This window comes from Alicyclobacillus dauci (assembly GCF_026651605.1).
Taxonomy (GTDB): Bacteria; Bacillota; Bacilli; order Alicyclobacillales; family Alicyclobacillaceae; genus Alicyclobacillus; species Alicyclobacillus dauci.
Genome location: NZ_CP104064.1, coordinates 2,783,711 through 2,806,338 on the forward strand (window position 1 = coordinate 2,783,711; position 22,628 = coordinate 2,806,338).

The 22,628-nt window shown below is 51.0% G+C and carries 14 protein-coding genes, 3 rRNA genes and 1 pseudogene; 2 read left to right on the top strand and 16 right to left on the bottom strand.

The annotated features are described in order from the left end of the window. Positions 1 to 68: 68 nt before the first annotated feature. Together NZD86_RS14185 and NZD86_RS14190 are read right to left on the bottom strand one after the other, a co-directional pair. Positions 69 to 572 (bottom strand): acyl-CoA thioesterase, encoded by a 504-nt coding sequence (locus tag NZD86_RS14185; RefSeq protein WP_268042711.1) that lies wholly within the window; start codon positions 570 to 572, stop codon positions 69 to 71. A gap of 186 nt (positions 573 to 758) precedes the next feature. Beyond that, a complete protein-coding gene (locus NZD86_RS14190) occupies positions 759 to 1,793 on the bottom strand; it encodes a M23 family metallopeptidase (protein WP_268042713.1) in 1,035 nt (344 codons plus the stop codon). 94 nt (positions 1,794 to 1,887) lie between these two features. Between NZD86_RS14190 and NZD86_RS14195 the strand changes: the two genes are divergently transcribed. Then, positions 1,888 to 2,283: an acyl-CoA thioesterase gene (locus NZD86_RS14195; RefSeq protein ID WP_268042715.1), complete on the top strand. Its 396-nt coding sequence runs from the start codon at positions 1,888 to 1,890 to the stop codon at positions 2,281 to 2,283. 4 nt (positions 2,284 to 2,287) lie between these two features. Here NZD86_RS14195 and NZD86_RS14200 read toward each other — a convergent pair whose 3' ends face one another. The 9 genes and pseudogenes from NZD86_RS14200 to NZD86_RS14240 form a co-directional block, all read right to left on the bottom strand. Continuing rightward, positions 2,288 to 3,232 carry an RluA family pseudouridine synthase gene (locus NZD86_RS14200; protein ID WP_268042717.1) on the bottom strand — a complete coding sequence of 315 codons (945 nt, stop codon included), beginning with the start codon at positions 3,230 to 3,232 and terminating at the stop codon, positions 2,288 to 2,290. 1,086 nt (positions 3,233 to 4,318) lie between these two features. Further along, a complete protein-coding gene (locus NZD86_RS14205; RefSeq protein WP_268042719.1) occupies positions 4,319 to 5,224 on the bottom strand; it encodes a Druantia anti-phage system protein DruA in 906 nt (301 codons plus the stop codon). A 22-nt stretch (positions 5,225 to 5,246) separates the two neighbouring features. Further along, the gene (locus NZD86_RS14210; protein ID WP_268042721.1) at positions 5,247 to 5,672 is read right to left on the bottom strand and encodes a hypothetical protein; all 426 of its coding nucleotides are present in this window, start codon (positions 5,670 to 5,672) and stop codon (positions 5,247 to 5,249) included. 115 nt (positions 5,673 to 5,787) lie between these two features. Continuing rightward, positions 5,788 to 7,094: pseudogene (gene ltrA, locus NZD86_RS14215) on the bottom strand (group II intron reverse transcriptase/maturase). A gap of 596 nt (positions 7,095 to 7,690) precedes the next feature. Beyond that, entirely contained in the window at positions 7,691 to 8,518 is an 828-nt protein-coding gene (locus tag NZD86_RS14220) for a transposase (RefSeq protein ID WP_268042723.1), read from the bottom strand. An 869-nt stretch (positions 8,519 to 9,387) separates the two neighbouring features. After that, positions 9,388 to 9,504: ribosomal RNA gene (gene rrf, locus NZD86_RS14225) — 5S ribosomal RNA — on the bottom strand. A gap of 186 nt (positions 9,505 to 9,690) precedes the next feature. After that, positions 9,691 to 12,634 (bottom strand): 23S ribosomal RNA (locus NZD86_RS14230). Positions 12,635 to 12,931: 297 nt separating this feature from the next. Further along, positions 12,932 to 14,466, bottom strand: a 16S ribosomal RNA gene (locus NZD86_RS14235). The 16S, 23S and 5S rRNA genes sit together here, the layout of an rRNA operon. A gap of 1,047 nt (positions 14,467 to 15,513) precedes the next feature. Beyond that, positions 15,514 to 15,999, bottom strand: a complete 486-nt coding sequence (locus NZD86_RS14240) for a phosphatidylglycerophosphatase A family protein (protein ID WP_268042725.1) — start codon at positions 15,997 to 15,999, stop codon at positions 15,514 to 15,516. 323 nt (positions 16,000 to 16,322) lie between these two features. Between NZD86_RS14240 and NZD86_RS14245 the strand changes: the two genes are divergently transcribed. Beyond that, a complete protein-coding gene (locus NZD86_RS14245) occupies positions 16,323 to 18,473 on the top strand; it encodes an ATP-dependent Clp protease ATP-binding subunit (protein ID WP_268042728.1) in 2,151 nt (716 codons plus the stop codon). Positions 18,474 to 18,572: 99 nt separating this feature from the next. On the opposite strand, the gene NZD86_RS14250 is transcribed toward NZD86_RS14245, so the two are convergent. From NZD86_RS14250 to NZD86_RS14270, 5 genes are read right to left on the bottom strand one after another with little or no spacing between them, the layout of a single operon-like run. Beyond that, positions 18,573 to 19,073, bottom strand: a complete 501-nt coding sequence (locus NZD86_RS14250) for an RNA polymerase sigma factor (protein ID WP_268042730.1) — start codon at positions 19,071 to 19,073, stop codon at positions 18,573 to 18,575. A 41-nt stretch (positions 19,074 to 19,114) separates the two neighbouring features. Further along, positions 19,115 to 20,257 carry an ABC-2 transporter permease gene (locus NZD86_RS14255; protein ID WP_268042732.1) on the bottom strand — a complete coding sequence of 381 codons (1,143 nt, stop codon included), beginning with the start codon at positions 20,255 to 20,257 and terminating at the stop codon, positions 19,115 to 19,117. Beyond that, on the bottom strand, positions 20,254 to 21,297 hold the full coding sequence (locus NZD86_RS14260; RefSeq protein ID WP_268042735.1) for a hypothetical protein: 1,044 nt from the start codon (positions 21,295 to 21,297) through the stop codon (positions 20,254 to 20,256). Before NZD86_RS14260 ends, NZD86_RS14255 begins: the two co-directional genes overlap by 4 nt. Continuing rightward, on the bottom strand, positions 21,278 to 22,192 hold the full coding sequence (locus tag NZD86_RS14265; protein WP_268042737.1) for an ABC transporter ATP-binding protein: 915 nt from the start codon (positions 22,190 to 22,192) through the stop codon (positions 21,278 to 21,280). Before NZD86_RS14265 ends, NZD86_RS14260 begins: the two co-directional genes overlap by 20 nt. Then, positions 22,185 to 22,589 (bottom strand): GntR family transcriptional regulator, encoded by a 405-nt coding sequence (locus NZD86_RS14270; protein ID WP_268042739.1) that lies wholly within the window; start codon positions 22,587 to 22,589, stop codon positions 22,185 to 22,187. The genes NZD86_RS14265 and NZD86_RS14270 overlap by 8 nt, the downstream gene beginning before the upstream one ends. Positions 22,590 to 22,628 lie beyond the last annotated feature (39 nt).

The following is a 22,628-nucleotide window of genomic DNA, read 5'->3' on the forward strand; positions in this document are numbered from 1 at the left end:
GTACTTCAACTCCTGTTAGCGCAAATTAACCTCTGTCTCAAGCCGTTTGCAAAGCATCATGTGATTTGTCACGTACTCGACTCACGCATCGTCAATCGACGTTGTCTTTGCGCTTTTCGTTCAATGCGCATTTGCATTCGATCCGGTGCCGTCTCAAAATGCATTTTTTCTTCTTCCGTCTCCGGAAGGACCGGCGGAACCTCCACTTTCTGTCCCTCTTCGTCGACCGCCACGAACGTTAAATACGATGTCGCCGTTACACGGACGTCGCCTGTCATCAAATCCTCGGATTGGATTTTCACGTAGACCTCGATGGACGTTCTGTGTGTATACGTGACAAACGCCTCAATATGGATTGCCTCCCCCACTTTAATCGGTGCAAGAAAATCGAGACTATCACTAGACGCCGTAACAACTGGTCGACGCGAATGGCGCATTGCCGATATCGCGGCAATTTTATCTATGTACGCCATGACTTTGCCACCGAAAATTGTTCCGTAGTGGTTCGTATCCGGGGGTAATACTAAATCGGTCATCACCGTCCGTGACAGACGTGCAGGCTTTGCATCCACACTCTCCACTCCTTTGAATCGCGTTCCACACTGGTACAAAAATGGGTACACAGGCGATACCATCATTCGGTGGTGCGCTGCGTACCCGTCGCAAACTATCACGCACTGGTTTGCTCTGTGTGAAAACCACTCCTACAATACCACAATCGGACTTATTGTAGGTTGTTTTGTCGATCGCGATCAACTTTAGTCGTCATCTGTCGATGTTTTTTGTTGAGGAATGATGTGTTGCTTCTGCCTCTGCCATTGACCTAAATAACCGGATGGACTGAATGCCCACTCGTGATCGCCTGTATCTTTATAAATTCCGAAGTGGAGGTGGGGAGGGAACTTCCCGGATGTACCTGGCGGTCCATAGCCCGTGCTTCCGACGTATCCGATAAGCTGGCCCGGTCGGACGAGATCGCCTTGGTGAATGCCTTTTACAAAGGACGATAAATGTGCGTAATAGTAATACATGTTGTTTGCATCGCGAATCCCGATACGCCAACCGCCGTACCGATTCCATCCCATCAACTCTACATATCCATAGCTGCAAGCCAAGACCGGTGTACCGTACGATGCAAAAATATCGACTCCTTCGTGCACCCGTCGTCCGCCCCAACTGCGGCCCGCCCCGAAAGAGTGTTTTACCGTGTAGTTGCATTTCTTAGATACGGGGAAACAATGTGCATTGGCTTCCAGACCGAATTCCTCAAATATCTTGCAAAATGCAAAGACGCGATCCATGGCAACCGGGTCCTGAAACAAGTTCCAGACAGCCAGTTCATCTTCTTCTTCGCCACTTTCGGAATCCAACCAATACGCAAGCGCCTTGATTCGATCCGCCTCATCCCAGGGCAAGGCCAGTCGATCCCCGTCAGCATCCTGTCCTAACCCAGAAAAAAGTGAAATCATTGCGGGTGAGTAATCGTCTTCGCACGGGTTGCCAATCCCGACCCATGCGGAGTTTTCAAATGCAAATCCGTAATAAGGCGCACTTGATCGTTCTGCTTTGTTTTTCGTCAATTGCGCATATCGATCAATCGCCGCCAACAACGTCCAATCAACGTCATACTCGTCCGCAAATTCCTTGTATAATGGAATGAGTGCCGCTTGAGACGTAGCTTTTGCGTACGTTTTATTCTCCGCTGCATTCGCCTTAGCAGGGGTAGCAATCAACAATAAGGCCACCATGACGATGGCTGCAGTCGTTACCCGCGTATGACGATGTCGATGCACATATACCACTCCTTGTGCTCATCTCATACGCTTTACCCTTCCCTGCCTGGTACAATGTATGCTGTTAGGATGACGACGGGAAAAGAGGATGTCCATGACCGTAACAAAAATGATGACGCCTGTCCGGTGTACTGAGATCGATGTGAATGGCCACGTGAACAATGCGAAGTATCTTGAGTACTACGAATGGGGCCGCGAGGACTGGTACGAAAAACACAACCTACCATACGAGGTGCTCCGAGAAGCCGGCGTGGTAACGGTTGTTGCACGTGCTGAAGTCGACTACCGGGCGGCAGCCAAACAGAATGACGAGCTAACCATTACCACGTGGCTTTCAGAAGTCGGTCGCAAAAGTTTTCGAATGAAACAGCAAATTACCGGTGCAAACGGTCGACTTGTGAGTGAAGCGGTGTTTGTCATTGTAACGACCGATCCAGAAACAGGAAACCCTGTGTTCGTTCCCGAAACCATTTCCAAACACCTTCAGTAAACGCTCAGGAGAACCGTGCTAGCATTTCTTGTAGTTCCTGCATACGGTACCCTAGGGACGTTAACTTCCGCACAAACCGTCCCGGTAGCGGGGCGGTTACGTCCAACTCATGACCTACGGACAGGTGGGCCGCATGCAGATAAAATGTCTCCCCAGGTTGACGCCGCGCGCCATATTTCACGTCTCCCACCAATGGGTGGCCGATATGGGACAGGTGTGCGCGAATTTGATGCGTCCGACCGCTTTCTATTCGCACTGACAGAAGGGTCGTTCCCCCAGCCGTTGCAACGGGTTCGTACGACGTATAGCTTTCTTTTCCCCGTTCGTCCACACGCGTAACCTCTTCGTTCGCCCGAATAAGCGCAGCTGCCACTTTACCAGGTTTGCGAACGGTGCCAGTCACTAAGGTTATATAATCCTTCTCCATAACACCCGACTGAAAAGCCTCCCCAAACGCCTTCGCAGCACGAGATGTCTTTGCAAAAATAACCAACCCGCTCGTGTTTCGGTCCAACCGATGAACCGGTGCCGGTGAAAACGCCTGTCCCGCTTTCATCTCCGTCCGATCATGAACGTACGCTTCCACTTGAGCCTGCAAGGTCGACGCATAATCGGTTCCATCAGCCGAGTGCACCAGTGTCCCGGCTGGCTTATTGACAATAACCAGCTCATCATCCTCGTAACGCACATCGACATTTCGTTGAACACCCGAAAACTTCTCTCGTTTTCGTTTTCTTGACGCTTCGTAATCCTCTTCTGTCATATACAGGTTCACAGCGTCCCCTTGATGCAGTACTGTGTCTCGCTTGGCCCGCTTCCCATTTACTTTAATTCGGCCCGTCCGAATAAATTTATGGATCCCCGACAACGGCATCCCAGGTAACAGCAGCCTAAGCCATTTATGTACTTGCTTCCCATCATCCGCCTTATCAATGATAACACTGACCAAACTTCCCACTCCTCAAAAATCTCACGATCCCACTCTTCAGCGTTGAAATTGCCAATCGCAAAGAATCAAGTCGAATTGAAACCTATCTATTTCTATTGATGACAGTCCTGTTCCTCTATCATTCTTTATTTTTCAGCATGAGCTTCGCAGCAGACGGCCTATTCCATCCAGTCGTAACCAGCATAACGAGTCCCTGATGTCAAATCTAAAAACAGCTAGATACTGCCTCCCTTCATGGTAAAAATCCTCGAACGACTAGGCCCGCACTGAACAGATACCACTAAAACGGGGCGATCGTCCGTGACCAATACGCTCTCGTTGGAATCTAATACTCTCGAAACAACACTTATGGAGGTGCGTATCAATGGAGTGCCCGCCAATCATGTGCCAACCCAAGATTTGCTACAACGATTGCTATGTACAGCGTATCGTGCCGTATGTTACACCCGTTATTCATGTCAACCGAATTAACATTGTAAACGTTCCTCGACAGTTTTACACACATCAAGTCCGAAACGTCGTGGTCGATCCCGGCTGCCCCGGCTGCGGACCACAAGCCTAACCATCAAAACGACGGTCATTCATCGCACAAATGGGACAGTAGCCGGTGTCCTCAGGATAGTGCCCCTGCAAAACATTAGGGCCCGATCGAGCAGCCGTACACCCGCAGTATTCCCTGACGAACTTGCAGGATGCCACGGCATCATCACCACTCTCAGCTAGCCCTCGAGGAAAGTTCGTTCCACCCTCGAGGGCTACCATGCTCACCTGCGATACTTCCACGCCTATTTTCAACCGCCACATCTGAGTCCGGACATTACCCTGAAGCATACGGTATGTTTCTTACTGCAGTAATGCCCCTGACTAGACGACTCGTTTGTAATCCACTATAGAATGTAGAGGGTACTTGTGTGTTCCTGGTAAGTTGGTGGGATCTGTTGCCCACAGGTAGTTTGCGGTTTGCACTGTCGGCCGAATATAGGCCGTAATGAATGCTGAAAATCACTCTGCAGGGGAACCGGGGCGGCAGGGCAATGCTGTCAACTTAAGCTGGAACGAATTGGGTAGTGGGATTTAGAAGACTTTTTAGTCGAGATCAACTATCCGCGGGTTGGGGAACGGGGCTACCAAACGTTCCCGCCAATCTCGGACCAGAGGGTACATCCAGAGACTTTTTACCGAGGTGCCGTACTCGTGATGTTCGTCTTGGCGTCCCCTGCCCGAGGTTTGGCCAACGTTAACCCAATTCGCCGCCCGGTAGCATGTTCCTGAGTACTCTGGCTCTACGAAGGTTTCCAGAATGACGGGTTCATACCCGTAACGGGATTGCCAGTCTGAGCGAATTCGTCGAGCAGCCAAGGCAAGTGAATGGCTCGCTAAGTGAGGGATATGAACCTTTGGCAGAATGAGAAAGCGGTTGTTGTTCACAATTCGCGCTCGATACCGAGTTCGCTGCGCCGGACTCCACCCAATCCACAGTTCTCGCGTCCTTAACGATTTGGCGGCTGCACCGAACAGCATACATCCAACAATCTTTCGGCCCCCTTGTATCTGAACCCGAATCCAGTAACGTTGATGCGCTCCAACGGGGCGGCGATATCCTAAAGGATGGTACGTCTGCATGGTTACATTCCAGTCTCCTAGTTCTGACGAGAGCACTGGATCCACGCTGACCGGAGACACATCTTTGAGAGAAGACGACAGAATGGTTTCAACAGGTGTTCCGACCAGTTCTTTACCTTTGTTCCCTTTCGCCGGATTTCTGCGTACAGCAGTGGGGGAAAGCAATCCCGCCTGTTCGAAGTCTTCAAGTAACTTTAGGCACGCATCTACCTTCAACCGACCACTGGGTGCTTTCCAAGAGAGATTTTCACATAAAGTCGCCGCTAGCTCCTTACGGCTCAATCCCCGGAACCGCTCCACGGTAACCTGAATGAGTTCCATGTCATCCCGTGTAAACTCGCGATCCCCGACCCAAAAAGGCACATCCATAGATAGCATCTCATCACATCATTTACAAGGGTCGTCGCTTGTTTTTAGAATATTTGTTCACGCTGTTCTGCTTTTTCCTTGGATAGCTTCGCCCCTTGATGACAGGCACGATGTGGCGCGTTAATTCATCAACAATTCTCCTGTACATGGCCTCCCTCATCTCATCGTCGTCTTCGAGGAGGACCTCAACGAGTTTGTTCTTTAATTTTCCAACCAGGATGTTGTGGTTAATTTTATACTCGTCATGCTTACGCCTGGCGTTCTGGTCTTGTACCTCCTCTTGTGCGTCCTGTTCGATGATGGATGCCATATTGCTGAGCAAGGTGGTTGCATAGAAATCTTGCTCAATTACGGTTGGGGTCTCACCGGAGAAATTTTCGACTTCAAACTGGTGCTTGAGCGCTTTGAAGTGGGTTTGTCGGGTAAAAGACTGGCGCGGTACCGCCATGCGACCCGTTTCCAGCCCCTCCCCATAAGAACTGCTCGTGAGGTTTTCCCTCAAGCAGCTCACCCCATAAACTTTGTCAAAAGGGTTATGAGACCTATCGTGATTACGGACACTTTCATCGAAACCCGTCTACGCTTTTGAGGGGATGGACTTTCCAGTCCCAGTAAAGCCCCAACACGCCGTACAGATATTCGTTACTCCATCTCCGCCACCCGATGCTACGCTTTCGTCTTCGTTTCCTTCTTGACAGCAGGGTTCGGATTTTCATCTCTGTATAGTCACGGATTTCTCCAAATGCGCGGCTCGAGTTGCCGACCCGAAAATAGTTCACCCATCCAGTCAGTATGGCATTAACTTGTTTCACAACGTCTTTTGCCGGTTTCGCGCCCCCGTTTTGAATTATTTCGCGGATTCTCGCTTTTATCGCCTGTCGGGCTTTCTTCTTCGGTGTCATCAGGATGAAATATCCAGTCCTGCTCCGATTCTGTACTCGTCTGAAATCAAATCCTAGGAAAGAAAATGATTCACCTTTTAGGACGTTGACCATTCGAGTCTTTTCCAGGTTCAGTTCAACCCCCAAGGGTTCCAAATATTCTCGCAGTCGCCGCAACGCTAGCTTGTCCCATCCACGTTTACTGGAGTGGCCACTTACAGTGACAATCATGTCGTCGGCAAATCGGTGGTAATTCACTGCTTCGTAACTACCTTCCGCTGTTTTCCGCCGGATAGCATCAAATGCCCAGTCAACCTCATTCAGGTAGATATTTGCAGCGAGCGGAGAAAACGGTCCGCCTTGCGGAACGCCGATTTTCCCAGCTACCTTAATCACCTGTTTTACAAGGCGCATCACCTGTGGGTCTTGGACACGTTTCGCAATCTTCTCCAGCAGTAAATTGTGCCTTATCGTATCGAAGTAGCGAGACAAATCTACGTCAATCACTGTTGTCATACGTCGCAGTATACTACGTCGCACATTTGCCAGTGCTTGATGCGGGGAGCGCTTCGGTCGAAATCCGTACGAGTTTGGACAGAAATCGGCCTCGAAAATCGCCTCCAGTATCAGTTTTAACGCCCCTTGTACCACGCGGTCCCGGATACACGGAATCTGCAGGGTACGCTTTTCCCATTCGCCTTCGGGATTTCCACTTTACGATTGGCTTGCGGTTGGTAAGTTCCAGCCTGCAGCTCTGCTCGAATGTCTTCTAGGAACGCTCGGACGCCCGATTGCTCTACATCTGCGAAGCTTTGTCCGTCGATGCCTGGGGCTCCGCCGTTTTTCTTCGCATGTTGATACGCTTCGTAGAGGGTCGTCATGTTGGTGATGTGGGTGAATAATCCCCAGAATCGATGCGTAGGTTCAGACTTCGCCTTTTGATATATCCGCCGCCTTAGTTCCTGCAAACTGATGGATGTTTTTATCATGACATCCTTGCCTCCCTCGGTCGTACGGAATGTTTACAGGTTCGGACCCTTCCCTCCTCGCGTGTTTTACTGCACGCGAATCCACGGTACTACGATCCGTTCCGCCACCCTGACGCCTACCGCGCCCATTTCCCGATCACGGTTATAGGGGCGGCCTCCTCGATGAGATTTCTTCAACGGGCGTCGAGGGCTTCTCCAGTTTCCACAGCAACTTTCCCTCCATGTCGCCGCTGATACCCCGCCGGTGAGAACCACCGTTTCAGACTCATTTCGGTCAGTTCTTATTGCTTTCGCACGTTATCGACCGTCTCAGCCACCGGAGTTGCGTGTAACGAGGCTACATCCGCGTTCACTATCGTTACAACCTGGAGTTTTGCCCGCGCTCCTGTTGAGCACGATGTCAGAGGGCTCCACCGTATCGCTTTCGCTCCACGGTGCCTCTCAGGCTACGGGAGGGGAGTCTCTTCTCCCGGTTGGACTTGCACCAACTAGCTACTGTGTCCTTATCTGGACACGCCAATACCCCATCGTTTAAAGTAGATATCCCCCATGTCTGCTTCGCTGAGCTTGTCCCTCAGGAGGTCGGTGATGAGGATTTAAGTCTCACCGGTAGATAAAGTGACTTTCACCACGCGCAGGGTGAGGATCGTACCTACAGGAACGGGAGTCCCCTGTTTACGTAATTCCTTTGCTCGCTCCTTGGTAATCGTCAGTTGCACCACTTCGTCTGTCGTCTGCGTATCGACAATCTCCCTGTAAAACCCCGTTGAGACACGCATGACGAAATGAATGCCTCGATTCAGGAGGTAGTACAAAAACTCTGCCGATGGGTAGCCTCGGTCAAACAAAACTAAGGTCTGATAAGGCGAGATATCTGGAATGAGGGTAAGCATCTTCTCAATGTTGGTCTTGGCAAGATTCCGTTCACCTGTGTCATAGCGGCCCATGGTTGTGCTCACGGCCAGTCTGTTTTCTACATCGTACAAATGAGAAGAGAGGGCCCTTGCCAGCTTAAAGTCTTTGCTTTGATTGGTGACATAGCCATAATGCCGTTGAGTTTCCTTCGTGTTCGGAACCTCAAGTACACAGCCATCCATGGCCAACAAACGAAAACCCTTGTATGTTTTGTAGTCGTGATCCGCATAGAATGTGCGAATAAATTCGTCATTTAGGATTACGAAGGCGGTGGGTAGAATCTTCTGCCTCGCCTTGGAGAATGATTGCTTCGTATATGTAGTTGCTTGAGCCGATTCAGGCATGAATCGCTCCCGAAATTCGTCAATCTCTAACTGAGACGATTTACGAACCATGTTGAAAATGAGGAGCACAAGTGGAATGAATCCAATCTTTCTTTCCCTGGTGAAGTCCTTCTCACTTTTCCGCGCTTTGTTCTTGAATCCAGTGAACTTCATGATACCCGCCACACAGTCCATGAGAAACTTGGTTTTTTTTCATTTTAACACCCTCCCACTTCTCCATAGCAAAGGCGATTGGAGTTGTCCAGCGGCTGCTTACAAAACAAAAGAGGCAGGTGGGCTTAAGTGCTTCTTCACCCGCCTGCGCTCACTACCCAATTCGTTCCAGCTTAAGTTGACAGCATTGGGCGGCAGGGCGGGTTCCGGGAATTTCGGTCAAGGCGGGGCCGGAGCGGAGACTAAGATACCAGCGTTCCCTTGTTGGGGATTCTGCGTCTGCTCAGACGGGAACAAGGGACCGGGAGGGCTTCGTTGAGGCTGTCCAGGCAGCTGACCAGGAGCAAATGGCCAAATAACGGTACCGGGTTCCTCTAATCAATTTCGGGTGACTCTAAATTTTCAATAGAGGACTGGGAGTCTCGTGTTCCATATACCTCGAATGTAAGACGTTTTCGCTCATCCGGGATCAATTGGATGCAGATGGACTTTATGGTGCGTGGCGACACGGTCTGGGGAGTAAGATACCAGCGTGGCCTTGTTGGGCATTTTGCCTCTGCCCCAGCTCAAACAACGAACCAGGACACCTTTGTTGGCACTGTACAGCCATCTGATCAGTAGCAAATTGCCGCTGATGGGTATCCCATTCCTCTACTCAGTTTCGGGTGACGACATGTGCTCAAGAGCGGACCAGCAGTCCCCTATTCCATGCACCCCGAATGAAGGTTCTGATGTTGATGCGACCTTTCTAATTTTGTTTTGTCGCATTGTAAAATCGTTCGTCACATGAAGGTTAGTCCCGTCATGCACTTCCCCGTACAACAAAACAAAAGAGCCCCCAAGGCAGCATCCTCTGCTCCCTCAAGGGCTCTTTCTCTCTCGCCTGGCAACGTCCTACTTTCCCAGGAGGTCTCCCTCCAAGTATCCTTGGCGCTGGAGGTCTTCACGTCCGTGTTCGGTATGGGTACGGGTGTTTCCCCTCCGCTATGGCCACCAGACTGCTTCTGCTCCGGTGTTCGCTTCGCTGGCTTCGGCCTTACGGCCTGCAGCACGCTACGCTCACACCTCCGCAAAGGCTCTCTTCCACTTATCATGGCACCTTTACGTCGCATCCGCTATGTACCGCAGCTTTCGCTACAGTTTGTTGGTCCTTACAACTTGAACTATGGAACAACCTCTCTGTTCTGGTGAAGCCCTCGACCGATTCGTATCTGTCCGCTCCACGTATCACTACGCTTCCACTCCAGACCGATCTACCTTGTCTTCTTCAAGGGGTCTTACTCCGTTATCCGGATGGGATACGTTATCTTGAGGCTGGCTTCGCGCTTAGATGCTTTCAGCGCTTATCCTTTCCCGACTTGGCTACCCAGCTATGCTTCTGGCGAAACAACTGGTACACCAGCGGTCGGTTCATCCCGGTCCTCTCGTACTAAGGACGAACCCTCTCACGTATCCTGCGCCCGCGGCAGATAGGGACCGAACTGTCTCACGACGTTCTGAACCCAGCTCGCGTACCGCTTTAATGGGCGAACAGCCCAACCCTTGGGACCGACTTCAGCCCCAGGATGCGATGAGCCGACATCGAGGTGCCAAACCTCCCCGTCGATGTGAACTCTTGGGGGAGATCAGCCTGTTATCCCCGGGGTAGCTTTTATCCGTTGAGCGATGGCCCTTCCACTCGGTGCCACCGGGTCACTAAGCCCGACTTTCGTCCCTGCTCGACCTGTCCGTCTCGCAGTCAAGCTCCCTTTTGCCTTTACACGCACCGCGCGATTTCCATCCGCGCTGAGGGAACCTTTGGGCGCCTCCGTTACTCTTTTGGAGGCGACCGCCCCAGTCAAACTGTCCACCTGACACTGTCCCCGAACCAGCTTATGGTCCTAGGTTAGAACACAAGTACCTCAAGGGTGGTATCCCAACGCCGACTCCACTCAGGCTGGCGCCCAAGTTTCCCAGTCTCCCACCTATCCTGTACATGACGTACCCATATCCCATATCAAGCTACAGTCAAGCTCCACGGGGTCTTTCCGTCTAACCGCGGGTAACCTGCATCTTCACAGGTATTACAATTTCACCGGGTCTCTCGTTGAGACAGCGCCCAAGTCGTTACGCCTTTCGTGCGGGTCAGAACTTACCTGACAAGGAATTTCGCTACCTTAGGACCGTTATAGTTACGGCCGCCGTTTACTGGGGCTTCAATTCGGAGCTTCGGACCTTAGCCCTAATCCCTCCTCTTAACCTTCCAGCACCGGGCAGGCGTCAGCCCCTATACTTCGCCTTTCGGCTTCGCAGAGACCTGTGTTTTTGCTAAACAGTCGCTTGGGCCTTTTCACTGCGGCTTCTCTCGAAGCGCCCCTTCTCCCGAAGTTACGGGGCCATTTTGCCGAGTTCCTTAACGAGAGTTCTCCCGCGCGCCTTCGTGTTCTCCACGCGCCCACCTGTGTCGGTTTCCGGTACGGGCACCACTTCACTCACTAGAGGCTTTTCTCGGCAGTGTGACTTACAGGACTTCGCTACTGTTCTTCGCTCCCCATCACAGCTCACGCTTCACGGAGTGCGGATTTCCCTACACTCCACGCTCACTGCTTGGACGGCCTCTTCCATCCGGCCGCTTCCTTCAGCCTCCTGCGTTACCCCTTCGCTCAAACGCTCCGCGGTGGTACAGGAATTTCAACCTGTTGTCCTTCGACTACGCCTTTCGGCCTCGCCTTAGGTCCCGACTTACCCTGGGCGGACGAGCCTTCCCCAGGAAACCTTGGGCTTTCGGCGGACAAGATTCTCACTTGTCTTTTCGCTACTCATACCGGCATTCTCACTTCCATCCGCTCCACCATGCCTTCCAGCACAGCTTCCCCGCAAATGGAACGCTCCCCTACCATGTTTCCATCCATAGCTTCGGTGTCTGGTTTAGCCCCGTTACATTTTCCGCGCAGCGCCACTCGACCAGTGAGCTATTACGCACTCTTTAAATGGTGGCTGCTTCTAAGCCAACATCCTGGTTGTCTGTGCAACGCCACATCGTTCCCCACTGAACCAGTACTTTGGGACCTTAGCTGTTGGTCTGGGCTGTTTCCCTCTTGACCACGGGTCTTATCACTCGTAGTCTGACTGCCAGGTTCTTCGACAAAGTGGCATTCGCAGTTTGACTGAGCTTGGTAACCCTCGCGGGCCCCGCACCCAATCAGTGCTCTACCTCCACTTCTCATTCCCTGACGCTAGCCCTCAAGCTATTTCGGGGAGAACCAGCTATCTCCGGGTTCGATTGGAATTTCTCCCCTACCCCCAGTTCATCCCCTGGCTTTTCAACGCCAGTGGGTTCGGGCCTCCATGCGGTGTTACCCGCACTTCACCCTGACCAGGGGTAGATCACCCGGTTTCGGGTCGATGACGACAAACTGATTCGCCCTGTTCAGACTCGCTTTCGCTTCGGCTTCGGCTCCACTGCCTTAACCTTGCTTGCCATCATCACTCGCCGGTTCATTCTACAAAAGGCACGCCGTCACATGTCATGCATGCTCCGACTGCTTGTAAGCACACGGTTTCAGGTTCTCTTTCACTCCGCTCCCGCGGTCCTTTTCACCTTTCCCTCACGGTACTATCCGCTATCGGTCGCCAAGGAGTATTTAGCCTTAGGAGGTGGTCCTCCCAGATTCCCACGGGATTCCTCGTGTCCCGCAGTACTTGGGGTCTGTATCACTTTCCACAATCCATTTCAGTTACCGGGCTCTCACCGTCTATGGCCGGCCTTCCCATGCCGTTCTCCTATGGATTCTTTCCAGTTGGTTCCCTGCAGGTCCCCACTTACAGCCCCTCGACCCCGCATACGCATCGACTGCAGTCTGTACCACGTATACGGTTTAGGCTTCTCCGCTTTCGCTCGCCACTACTTACGGAATCGCGTTCGCTTTCTTTTCCTCGAGGTACTTAGATGTTTCAGTTCCCTCGGTTGCCTCCGCACAGCTATGTATTCACTGTACGGTACTAGCGCTTCACACTAGCAGGTTTCCCCATTCGGACATCCACGGATCAATGCTCGCTTACAGCTCCCCGTGGCATTTCGGTGTTCGCCCCGTCCTTCTTCGGCTCTTGGCGCCTAGGCATCCTCCGTGCGCTCTTTCTAACTTCACCGTTTTGACAAAAGACTCCACTTCGGACTACTGCGTCACTCGTCGGCCAACTCCCTCACGTACTTATGTACGCTCAGTGCGTTGTCCTCCTCGTTCCTTGTATTCCTCGCGCCTCTTTGTCAAATATACTTCCCGGTTACGTTAACCTGTTACTCGCATTTCGGTTACCGGTTTTACTTCATTCAAGGTTGTTCCATATTCAGTTGCCAAGGTACCTTGAGTTTACCTAGCCACTAAGGGCTTTGGCTCCCTCAAAACTAAACACATTCCCACGTCCTGAAAGGGTGTTTCTCCGTAGAAAGGAGGTGATCCAGCCGCACCTTCCGATACGGCTACCTTGTTACGACTTCACCCCAATCATCAACCCCACCTTCGGCGGCTGGCTCCGATACAGGTTACCTCACCGACTTCGGGTGTTGCCGACTCTCGTGGTGTGACGGGCGGTGTGTACAAGGCCCGGGAACGGATTCACCGCGGCATGCTGATCCGCGATTACTAGCAATTCCGGCTTCATGCAGGCGAGTTGCAGCCTGCAATCCGAACTACGAACGGCTTTTTAGGTTTGGCTCCACCTCGCGGCTTCGCTTCCCGTTGTACCGCCCATTGTAGCACGTGTGTAGCCCAGGACATAAAGGGCATGATGATTTGACGTCATCCCCGCCTTCCTCCGACTTACGCCGGCAGTCACCTGTGAGTCCCCACCACTACGTGCTGGTAACACAGGTCAAGGGTTGCGCTCGTTGCGGGACTTAACCCAACATCTCACGACACGAGCTGACGACAACCATGCACCACCTGTCACCTCTGCCCCGAAGGGAAGGTACATCTCTGCACCTGTCAGAGGGATGTCAAGCCCTGGTAAGGTTCTTCGCGTTGCTTCGAATTAAACCACATGCTCCACTGCTTGTGCGGGCCCCCGTCAATTCCTTTGAGTTTCAGTCTTGCGACCGTACTCCCCAGGCGGAGTGCTTATTGGGTTTCCTTCGGCACTGGGGTGTGTCCCCCCAACATCTAGCACTCATCGTTTACGGCGTGGACTACCAGGGTATCTAATCCTGTTTGCTCCCCACGCTTTCGTGCCTCAGCGTCAGTATCTGTCCAGCAAGGCGCCTTCGCCACTGGTATTCCTCCACATATCTACGCATTTCACCGCTACACGTGGAATTCCCCTTGCCTCTCCAGCACTCAAGTTGCGCAGTTTCCAGAGCAATCCCAAGGTTGAGCCTTGGACTTTCACTCCAGACACACGCAACCGCCTACGCACGCTTTACGCCCAGTGATTCCGGACAACGCTTGCCCCCTACGTATTACCGCGGCTGCTGGCACGTAGTTAGCCGGGGCTTCCTCACTCGGTACCGTCTCACAAGGAGCTTTCCACTCTCCTTGTCTCTCTCCCCGAGCAACAGAGCTTTACAACCCGAAGGCCTTCTTCGCTCACGCGGCGTTGCTCCGTCAGGCTTGCGCCCATTGCGGAAGATTCCCTACTGCTGCCTCCCGTAGGAGTCTGGGCCGTGTCTCAGTCCCAGTGTGGCCGGTCACCCTCTCAGGTCGGCTACGCATCGTCGCCTTGGTGAGCCGTTACCTCACCAACTAGCTAATGCGCCGCGGGCTCCTCTACCAGTGATGCATTTGCATCTTTCAATTCACGAAGATGCCTTCGTGAATGTTATCCAGCATTAGCACCCGTTTCCGAGTGTTATTCCAGTCTGGTAGGCAGATTGCCCACGTGTTACTCACCCGTCCGCCGCTGACATCCGAAGATGTCCGCTCGACTTGCATGTATTAGGCACGCCGCCAGCGTTCGTCCTGAGCCAGGATCAAACTCTCAATAAATGTTACTGGCGTTTCACCAGAATGTTATCCGTTTGTCGCGACAACCGAAGTTGTCTCGACTGAAACTTTCAGGCGTGGTGTGTTTAGTTTTCAAGGAACCAAATCAATCAGTGCCGTCGAAGCGGCGAGAAATAATATACCATGAATCGATGTTCATTGTCACTGGTAAGTTCTTCATCACAAATGTTCGTTCTCGCGTTTCTTGTCTCCGAGTGAACTATTGAAGATAATCTATCTGAGACAAGCTGTCCAACTCAATTCGCAAACCGAACCGCGAACAAATGCGCCAGTGACGCGGTATATTGGGTTCGCTCTGAAAGACAAGCTTCAGAAGCGACGTCGATTAATATACCATGCCACTCCAACCAATTCAACCGCTATTTATTGTAAGAACAAAACTGCAATCGAATGATAAGTGAATCTTAGGTTCCGCTCTTAATGAGTAATACCCCCACATAAACGATAGCCTACCGATACTGTGTACATACTCGAACTCAGCGAGGAAAGCGTGAACTTGTTCCGTCGGTTTGCGACAGGGCATGGGCCGTGTGGATATTTACTCTATCGTGCCGTTCCCCATACGGTCTGTACTAAGAGCATTTACTTATAGCAGCTTGTATGCTTGCCTTGATCCATTAGAATTGTATCCCCTGACAGTCTTATTGTTACCCCGCGCGACCTTCCCTCTCGAAATTGTGGTACGCAGATGTATTTCCGATCGTTGTCGACCACAACCTATTTAATCATTGGATTGGTAGGGATTCATCTAATAGGTAGCATAAATAGTTTGAATGCTGACGAGAGGCAAACGAGTTCACGCCTCTGCGGATACCAACCCTGAAAATGGACAATACGTTCAGTTTCATACTGCTTCTTAAATAACGCAATGGACGCTGTGTATTTGATGTCTTTACTAACTGCCCAGCCACTCATATGTATCGATCTCTCCTCGGCCTATCACCTGAGCCGTCCACCCTGCTTTACCTATTTATTTCCCCACTTTACATCTCCGGCAAGTCACCCTACGCTCACGACCTCTCTCCGTGATTACATGACATTGTGACTGTGAGCGAGGCGGCCTGACGCTGCAGCGGCGATGGCTGCGACGAGATCGTCTAGGAACGTGTTCACCTTTCCGGTTGATTTATCGTTTAACGACTCCAATATGCCATACTTCAATTTATCGATGTAGCCGTAGTTTGTGTAGCCAATCGTTCCATATAGGTTTAATATCGATAATGCTAGAATTTCATCAACTCCATATAGACCGGCATCCACTTGAATGATATCCAGAAGCGGGCGTTTCAGAAGTCCATCTTCGGCCAACGTATCGAGCTCGATACCTGTCAGAATCGCATTCTGCACCTCATGTTTGGTCAGAACATGTTCCACACTCTCAATACATTCATTTAACTGGAGACCTGGTATGTATTTCTCTTCAAGAAAATACGTCAGCTTAGCAATGTCCTCTATTTCAACCCCACGGTTCTTCAGTGCCTCAATGGTTACATCGTGTAGCGTTTCGTTTATCAACTTCCATTCCCTCTTTTCGTGTGATCGTATGAGGTACTATCCGTTCCACTTTATCATCGTAGGTTCAAGTTGTGAGTTGTCGGAGCGGACGTGATCGGGGCCTGTGCGATAAATCTTCCCAACGCTTACATTTACTATCCGTTTATGGACCACGAAGGTTTTTCCAAATCTTACACTTGATACAGTGGTGAACTACTCACGGCTTGAAAAAATCGTCAAACTGATTATAATCAAAGATAGTCAAAGTCAATTTGGCCAATTGGTCAAGGAAAGTTAAAGTCAACAATGAACAAGCAACATCCCTGAGAAGGAGGTTACGAATTATGCGTTGTGATGTATGTAAATCTCACGAAGCGAACACACACGTACGTTTGCACATCAATGGAATGGAGAAAGATTTACACTTGTGCCCAGAGTGTTCAACTAAACTTCGTTCTTCCTATAAATCACCCGTCGGAATGGGGCCATTTGGAGGCTTCCCGTCTATGAATGACATGTTCGGCATGTTTGGCGAAGCTTCCAGTACGGCAAGCGAGCCATTGAGAGAACAGGCAGGGGGAGCCTCGGGTGGCGGCGGATTTCTCGATGAGTTTGGCCACAATCTAACGGCGTGGGCAAAGGAAGGTCGGATCGATCCGGTTATCGGTCGCGACCAAGAAGTCTCTCGCGTTATTGAAATTTTGAACCGTCGTAATAAAAACAACCCTGTGCTGATCGGTGAACCTGGTGTTGGTAAGACAGCAATTGCAGAGGGGCTTGCAAACCGTATTGTAGAAGGCAAGGTACCTGTGAAGCTCCGCAACAAGCAGGTTTACAGTCTCGATGTCGCGGCACTCGTTGCTGATACGGGCATCCGGGGACAGTTTGAAGAGAGAATGAAAAAATTGATTGCCGAATTAGAGGCACAACCAGATATCATTCTCTTTATCGATGAAATCCATTTGCTGGTCGGAGCTGGTTCTGCACAAGGATCGATGGACGCTGGAAACATTTTAAAACCAGCATTGGCTCGTGGAGACGTGCAAGTGATCGGTGCGACAACACTCAAAGAATATCGCCAAATTGAGAAGGACGCAGCGCTCGAACGTCGGTTCCAGCCCGTCATGGTCAACGAACCGAGCACGGACGAAGCAATTGAAATCCTGCGTGGCCTTCGGTCGAAATACGAAGAGTATCACCAGGTCCAGTTTTCAGACGAAGCACTAACTGCCTGCGTCACGCTGTCAAGTCGGTACATTTCTGATCGATTTTTGCCAGACAAGGCAATTGACTTGATGGATGAAGCGGGATCGAAAGCGAACTTGCGATTGAGCAATGTTCAAGGTGAGGACCTGGCTGGTCAGTTAGAGCAAGTTGTCAAAGAAAAAGAACAGGCAACAAAAGTAGAAGCATATGAGCGCGCAGCAGAGCTCCACAAAGAGGAGTTGCGCCTGCGGGAACGCCTGAACGAGGGTGTAAAACAGGAAGTGCCCGAGGGGAAAGTAACGGCTGAGGACATTCAGCAGATTATCGAGGAAAAAACAGGTATTCCTGTTCGCAAGATTCAAGCGGCTGAACAGAGCAAATTACGTGATCTAGAGAGTGAACTTTCCCGTCGAGTCATTGGCCAAGCTGAGGCTGTGCAGAAAGTCGCGAAAGCCGTACGCAGAAGTCGGACAGGCCTTCGCAAAGGCGAACGCCCAATTGGCTCCTTCCTCTTCGTGGGTCCGACCGGTGTCGGTAAGACAGAGTTGGCAAAAAGTTTGGCGCTGACGTTGTTCGGGTCGAAGGATTCGATGATCCGTTTGGATATGAGCGAATACATGGAGAAACACTCCGTGTCGAAGCTGATCGGGTCGCCCCCGGGATATGTTGGCTACGAAGACGCAGGACAGTTGACTGAACAGGTACGCCGCAATCCATACAGTCTCATTCTGCTTGACGAGATCGAAAAGGCACACCCAGATGTTCAACACATGTTCCTGCAAATCATGGAAGACGGTCGACTTACCGACAGCCAAGGCCGGACCATCAGCTTTAAAGACACGATTATCATTATGACCAGTAATGCTGGTGTTGCTCAGAAGAAAGTAACGTTAGGTTTCACAGCAGATGACCAGACGACTCAAGGAACTGAGTTGCAAATGGGTGAACTTTCCGCGTACTTTAAACCGGAATTTCTCAATCGGTTTGATGCGATTGTAAACTTTGCGGCTTTGACCAATGAGGACCTAACGAAAATCGTCGACTTGTTCTTGAACGAACTAAAAGACACGTTAGCACAGCAGAGTGTCACACTGACGTGGACGAATGCGGCAGCAGACAAGCTCGGTGAATTGGGATACCACCCGCTCTTTGGTGCGCGTCCTCTGCGTCGGGTCGTACAGGATCGTGTTGAGGACCAAATTGCTGACGTACTTGTGGATGATCCAGAAGCCACACAGTTGGTCATCGACGTCGATGAGTCAAACGAAATCGTCGTTCGAACTGTTTAAAACAGACAGCGCAATATACGTGAAGGCTAAAAAAAGAAGAGGTTCCTGGGCATATTCCCCAGGAACCTCTTCTTTATCATGGACTGTCCTTTTAGTAGTCTACATAGAATCCACCTCTTGCAAAGTCCGTTTTAATCGCCTAACTGCTCGGTGTGTGTCAACGCGGACCATGCCTTCCGAGCACCCTAACGCCTTTGCTGTATCAGCGACCGATAAGTCGTTCATAATTCGCAAAACGATCACCGCCCGATGACGGTCTGAAAGTGAATGCAACATGTCATCGATTTCGATCACGCTGCTTACCATGCTCACGTCAGGAGTTTGGTATACCTCCGTGCTCCAACTCCGCTCCATGAGATTCCGTTTCCGAGCCAAGTCAACGATGTAATTCTGGGCAATCCGCAGTATCCATGTTTTTACATGCGAGTCTCCTCGGAAATATCGCCACTTTTGGAGTACGCGCATGAATACCTCCTGCACAACGTCCTCTGCATCCGCGTGATTCCGTGTGGACCGATAGGCGAGTTGATAGACGTCTCGCGTATATGTAACATAAATCCGCTCAATCGTCTTGGTGTCATTTTGTGTCCGTTCAGTCATGACGGTTTTGCCCTCCTCAATGAACTGAAAGCCATGCCAAGTTAAGAGAGATCGGATGCACCAGCAACCGCCTGCGAGGTAACCTTTCGAGACCATCTCGTCCATTTTCGGTAGCAAATCATCAAGCCGAGATAACAGGCCAGTCCAGCGATGATCCAGAGGAATCCCTTGGCCCTGTCGACAATCTGCGCGGTAACAGATCCAAAGACAAGACTTGCACACACAGCAACTACATAAAACGCCGTATCTGACACAAATGCGTTAGAAAAGTATTCGGGCTGCACTGCGTCCATTATTCTCGACGCAAGCAAATAAGTGAGAAGGGTCAACGCAACCGCCACAATGACCGTGGCCCACGGATGCTGTACGGCCGTAACGATGACCCAATTGAATTCACGCCCCGACGAATTCTGGACCGAATTCGTTCCGTAATCTGTATAAGCTACCGGCGTCAAATTCAGCAGAATTCCGTGCTCCAAGTGGTACGTCCAATCCCCCGTTGGCGTACCCGGCCGCCCATAAAACCCTATCAATGCCCCGAGGCACAGTGGTAACATAAAGACAAGGAAACCTAGCATCCAGGCAACAATTGCGTTACCGACAAGAAGTCCAACACAAAACGTCACACCGAATGTCACGCATGACAGAGACCAATTGATGAGGAAAGACATGCAGACAGTTCCAAACGGAAAACTTAGTGGTGAAATGCCATTCGCCAGGGCTACGAACACTGAATGAAAGAGCGTGATCGCGGTAAGTGAAACAATCCCCAAGAGAAACTTGGAATGTATCCAATCCAGTCTTCGAATTGGGGCGTTCATTGTATCCATCAACCCAGTACACTGCCGATCATAGGACGCACACAACGAGCCAAAGCCCATTGCCACTGCTAAAATCCACAAACTGCATGTCGGCGCCCCATGAAACACCAAAACCATTGGGGGTCTATAATTTATTGCTACAATGTGCCCCTGCTTAAGAGCGAGAGTTCCCACGTTCAGACCGTTGTATACGGATAGGATCGCGTTAGAGAGTCTTGCCGAGGGAGCCCCTGAAACAACACCGTCAAGGAAATTGAGCAGCGGTCCTATTACACCGATGAGTGCTAGGCTACATATCCATGCCCTCATAAGAATCCAATCGCGGAGCAGCAGCGCCTTGATGGGTATCATTCTCTTGATCATCTCTTCGCCCACCTCTGACTCAACAATCCTTTGGGTTTCTTTCGAACCCGCCGGTCATCTATATACGAAGTGAATGCATGTGACAGTAGATAACTGCAGGCCCACAGCAACACCGCCACAACCAGCTTAAACTCCCAAGCAGTTGCCTCAATGTGAAGCACGTAACTCTGTAAAATCGCCGCCGCAGAGAGTGTGCTGAAAAGTCTAACCATTATCTGCACGCGTGGTTGAATCGACGAATTCCCCCAAACAAGTCGAGATTTGCGCCGGCTAACCCATAAAACCAACAGAAAACTGACAATGGGCCAAACAATGGGCTCTAGTCCGTGCGCAACATAGTTCATAGGCGAGTGAACCATATAACTGCGATCCGGATGAATGACGCCGTAGGGAGATATATCCCGGATCACGTTATAGACCTGTACCCCCCATTCCGGAAGATGTCGCTCGCTGCTCCCGTCTGGGAAATATCTCGTCCAGGGGCTAACGAACCACTCTGCTACAAACAAAGGAGAGACAACTACTGCAGAGGTGAGTAAGATGCTGAATACAAGTGGCCGGACGATCAGTACCATCACATAGGTCACCGCGTAGAACGATAGGCCAACCGTGATCGACGTCAGCCAGAACCCGAAAATCGACATGAATGGTCCGAGCGCATGTTGTATTGCAAGTGTTATTCCAAACCAAAGAATGGTCCCCGTTTGACTAGCCAGTACGATGGCAATACCCATGCAGAATTTCGCTTTCAAGACTGCACCAAAAGGTACAGGCTCAGAGAATATTTGAAGGCTGTTGTCCGTGTACATCTCGGAGAGGGAAACGAGAGCAAGACCCACACTGAAGACGAGAACCAAATATCCCAAGCCCGGGAAATTCAGTTGTTCTGCATTCATGCGAGTCAACTGTGGACTTTCCCCTCGGGACTCCAAAAGGCCCACAAGTGGAGACAACGATAATAGAACCATCCCGGCAACCAGATACCACCGCTGCTGCCGCCACTCCTTGAACACCAGTGCACTATAAAAGGAAAACCGCATCCCGCGAATACCCCTCTTTCCGCATCACGGCCCGAAACAGTTCCTCAAGCGAGAGCGGTAGGATATCAATGTGCAACACCCCTGCCGACTCTAACTGCTCACACAATCGCGTTGTATCTCCCTTGACAATGCATGAGTGAATGGCACCTCGACTTTGCATCGACTGAATGCCAGGGAAATTCCACACGTCCGCAGAAATCGATCCGTCTGCCACCGCAATGACCTCGTGGAACTGTGTCTTTAAATCCTCGAGCATTCCCGACAGCAGCAGTCTCCCTTGGTACAAGACAGAAATGCCATCCGCGATCGCTTCCAAGTCTTCGAACCGATGCGTCGCCATGACAACGGTCATACCTGTGCCTGCTACCTCTTGTACGATCAGCTGGAGGAATTGCCGTCTAACAACTGGATCGAGACCGTTAGTTGGTTCATCCAGCAAGAGGATGTCTGGTCGACTGCACAAGGCAACTGCCAGCCGCAGTTGCATCTGCATTCCCAGGGACAGCGTCCGAATAGACTGCTCAACAGGTAGCTCGAGGGCCGCAATAAGCGTATTACAGCGTTGATGGTCCCAACTTGAATACAACATGGAAGCATAGCGAAACAAGTCCTTTACTCGAAATCCTGGATAAAAAGACCCGTCTGAGCTCACCAAATGTACCCGTTGCCGAATCGCAGCTGCTTCTTCTGGCATCGGTTGACCAAATATATGAATTTCACCTGAGGACGGACGATAGACGCCATTTAGTAATCGCAGCAGCGTTGTCTTACCAGCGCCATTGGCACCGACAATTCCATACACTGATCCTGCCGATATGGCAAGATCCACGCCAGACAACACACTGCGTCCATCGATCTCCTTCGAAACGTGCTTGATTTCCACTATGCTACTCATGTCGCACAGCCTCCCTGCTTGCGGTCCAGTCGTCAACCACTTCGTTCACCATGTCAATAAACTGCTTCGTCGTCATCCCGAGATGATGCGCCTCCACGAGCCAATTTCGCATTGACGTCCGCATTTCATCAAGTCGCTCGTCCAAGTTCGTCGGCTTAGAATCCAGACTAATAAAAGTACCCCGACCACGAATGACCTCAATAACCCGCTCTCGCTCAAGCTCCTGATATGCCTTGGCAACCGTGTTGTGGTTGACAGCCAACTCTGTTGCAAGTTCCCTTACCGATGGCAACTTCTCACCTGGTTGCAGGACACCCTTCGCGGCAGCAGTCTTAACCCCCCGAATGATTTGCAGATAAATCGGTTCACTGTCTCTGGGGTTGATATTCAGCCACACACGATTCACCACCAAGTGTATAATGTGTACTATATATAC